Here is a 2,067-nt window from a genome sequence, read left to right as displayed (position 1 = left end):
GCGGTCCTTCATTAAATGCTTCTGTAGGTATCGGTGCTGGACCAGCGGCTGCGGCTGGAGTAACTTATTCAGCCAAAGATCCATCACGACCATTTAACAACGCCATAATATCAACTTATATATCTGGTGGTATAGGAGTTCGCGCTGGAGCATCAGCCGCTTCATTACAAGTTGGTGTAAATTATACACCAGCATCAGGTGTTCATCAAATTATAAGATTTAAATAATGAAAAATTATAAAAAGCCGTGGTTGTTATTAGTGCCATTTTTATTAATTTTAGGTTTTTACTTTTGGGGTAAAATGAATTTTACAAAATTTTACAAAAAACAAATTAATAGTAAAATTGTAAAAAGAAAAGATTGGGCGGTACAGACTGTATATTTTCATTTGGAAAATAAAATATTTATAGATTCGAATTCAATAGATAACTTTGACTTAAAAATAGGAGACTCTATATTTAAAAAGGAGAATACGAAAAATTTTAATGTTTATAGAAAGAAAAATGGCAAATACAAATTTTATAAAAACTATACTATACAATAAAAAATTCCTAAAAGATACCCCCCCCCCCCCCCCTGCTGGCGCAAGCGCAATGTTATTAAGTTAAGGATTTAAATTGCTGATTATCAGTATTTTATCTTGTCATGATACTCAAACCATTTTTTCGATTAGAGGAATGGAATCTACTGGATTAGGTGGTATGGGTGGAGAAATTAGATTTAGTGGTATAATTGGCTATGGTTGGTCTGGAGCATTAGGATATGTTTCTGCTGATGGAAAAAATGGTAGTTCTTTTTATGCTAATATAAATTTTGGTGTTGGTTATGACGTAGGTCCTTCATTTAGTTTGTTTTCTGTTAATCGTCCTGCTGGACACGATCTTAAAATTGGTGATTTTGCTGAACGTGGGATGAGTTATTCGGGATCTGCTTTTTTCTTCAATAGCTCTTATGGAAGAACTGACCAAAACCAAAGATTTGGAATTAAAGATATGGTTCCTAGTAATTTTGGAACAGGTCCTGTAGGATACACGACTAGTAGTTTAGGGATTAATCCTTTTGGATTTGGAGGTTCATACCAATATGGAGGGACTCAATTATTTTGGACTACTCCTCCTGCAAAAAAATAAGAATTAAGAGAAATGAAGAAATATAATAGTTTATTAGTTTTAATATCTTTAGTAGGTTTTTTTATTTTGTTTTTTTATTTTAATTCTGAAAAAACAGGGCTAAAAGATTTTTTTCAATCTGATGAAGAAATTTTCTTAAATGATTTTCGTCCTATAAAAATGGAAAGAGAAAGATATTTAGGAGAAATTGCTGACACGTCCAACCATATGTATCCTTATATGAATTTTGGAAATATTTGTTTGCCAATGCTTGATCAATGGAGAAATGGAATTGAAAAAGGAGATTATGTTTCCAAGAAGAAAGATAGTTTGACTTTATTTGTGGAAGGTAAAAAAAGAAAGTATTATTTACATTTAGATTTGAAGGCTGTTGGGAGCGCTCCATCTCCGTGTAAATGCTCTCAACTAGGTAAAAGATTTTAATTAAATAAAAACCCGATGGCGCGGATTTGCAATCCGTGCCCGATGGTCGTGGAGTTTTGACTGATTATAAATTATCACAAAATGGAAATGTGGAAAGAGTTGATAAAAAAGATGGAACTGAAGCTGACCCAACTGATACACTTTTTGCAACCAATATAGAAGGAACTGTAGATAAAAGTAATAGTATTACATTAGATAAAGGAATTATAGATCAACTACAAAAATCACATTCTTTTGGAAATACTGATGCTACAAAAAATGTCAGTTATTCTGTTACAGAAAAAGGAGAGCAAGCATTTGATCTCTTTCAATTTACCTCACAAAATTCAATAGTTGAGTGGAAACTTTCAAGCCATTTTGAAAATTCTAAATTTGTACTAAACACTTCACACGATGATTTTTCCGATGGAGTTGGATGGTCTATAATACCCTTGAAAAACTGGACCACTATTTAAGTTGAAATTATTAACTTTAAATAGTCGGAAAAAACATGAGAAAAACGAGAAGAAAATTT

The 2,067-nt window shown here is 32.1% G+C and carries 5 protein-coding genes; all 5 read left to right on the top strand.

The genetic code is table 11. The features are described from left to right. On the top strand, positions 1–227 hold a 227-nt coding region (locus HNQ03_RS15950; protein WP_173780688.1), incomplete at its 5' end, for a hypothetical protein. After that, positions 227–544, top strand: a complete 318-nt coding sequence (locus HNQ03_RS15945) for a hypothetical protein (protein ID WP_173780687.1) — start codon at positions 227–229, stop codon at positions 542–544. The genes HNQ03_RS15950 and HNQ03_RS15945, both read left to right, overlap by 1 nt. Before the next feature lie 133 nt (positions 545–677). Beyond that, positions 678–1,130, top strand: a complete 453-nt coding sequence (locus tag HNQ03_RS15940; protein WP_173780686.1) for a hypothetical protein — start codon at positions 678–680, stop codon at positions 1,128–1,130. A 12-nt stretch (positions 1,131–1,142) separates the two neighbouring features. Next, complete coding sequence (locus HNQ03_RS15935) at positions 1,143–1,553, top strand: hypothetical protein (RefSeq protein WP_173780685.1); 411 nt, start codon at positions 1,143–1,145, stop codon at positions 1,551–1,553. A 35-nt stretch (positions 1,554–1,588) separates the two neighbouring features. Further along, complete coding sequence (locus HNQ03_RS15930) at positions 1,589–2,008, top strand: JAB-like toxin 1 domain-containing protein (protein ID WP_317170386.1); 420 nt, start codon at positions 1,589–1,591, stop codon at positions 2,006–2,008. The last annotated feature ends 59 nt before the right edge of the window (positions 2,009–2,067 follow it).

Origin of the sequence: Frigoriflavimonas asaccharolytica (assembly GCF_013294015.1) — a bacterium.
Lineage (GTDB): Bacteria > Bacteroidota > Bacteroidia > Flavobacteriales > Weeksellaceae > Frigoriflavimonas > Frigoriflavimonas asaccharolytica.
Note: the sequence above shows the minus strand (reverse complement) of the source record. Positions and strands in the feature narration are given on the sequence as shown.

Coding starts and splice junctions, on each gene's coding strand:
- HNQ03_RS15935 (WP_173780685.1), top strand. CDS start 1,143: ATGAAGAAATATAATAGTTTATTAGTTTTAATATCTTTAGTAGGTTTT.
- HNQ03_RS15945 (WP_173780687.1), top strand. CDS start 227: ATGAAAAATTATAAAAAGCCGTGGTTGTTATTAGTGCCATTTTTATTA.
- HNQ03_RS15940 (WP_173780686.1), top strand. CDS start 678: ATGGAATCTACTGGATTAGGTGGTATGGGTGGAGAAATTAGATTTAGT.